The organism is Anaerotignum faecicola, assembly GCA_024460105.1.
In the GTDB taxonomy this organism is placed as follows: Bacteria; Bacillota; Clostridia; order Lachnospirales; family Anaerotignaceae; genus JANFXS01.
This window is the reverse complement of sequence record JANFXS010000320.1, coordinates 1-439: the sequence shown is the minus strand read 5'-3', so window position 1 is coordinate 439 and position 439 is coordinate 1. Positions and strand designations below refer to the sequence as shown.

Genomic DNA, 439 nt, shown 5'->3' with positions numbered 1-439 from the left:
CGCAGCGCCATGTGCTGCCAAACAGGAGGCAATGGCATATCCGATCCCCTGGGTGGAACCGGTAACCAATGCTGTTTTTCCAGTTAAATCAAACATATTATCAACTCCATTCCCGGTCATTGGCCCATTCATGATCCCATTGATCTGTAGATTCCCATTGTCCAGTGTATTTCCTGTGAAGATGCTCTGCAATCAATTCCTCGTTTAGCTCATCAATTCCAAGTCCTGGTTTGTCCGGAACTTCAATAAATCCATCCTGGAACAGCGGATTGGCAATTCCTTTTGCAAGATCGTTCCACCATGGTATATCTATGGAATGGAACTCTATCGCCATTACATTACGTACCGCAGCAGCACAGTGAACTGCCGCCATACAGCCAATCGGGCTTTCCGCCATATGGATTGCCATGGCAACTCCATATTTATCGCACATATCGCC

The 439-nt window shown here is 46.9% G+C and carries 1 protein-coding gene; it reads right to left on the bottom strand.

Annotation, left to right across the window (positions count from 1 at the left end):
- Positions 1 to 100: 100 nt before the first annotated feature.
- A partial coding sequence (locus NE664_14175; protein ID MCQ4727782.1) for a mandelate racemase/muconate lactonizing enzyme family protein occupies positions 101 to 439 on the bottom strand: 339 nt, incomplete at its 5' end.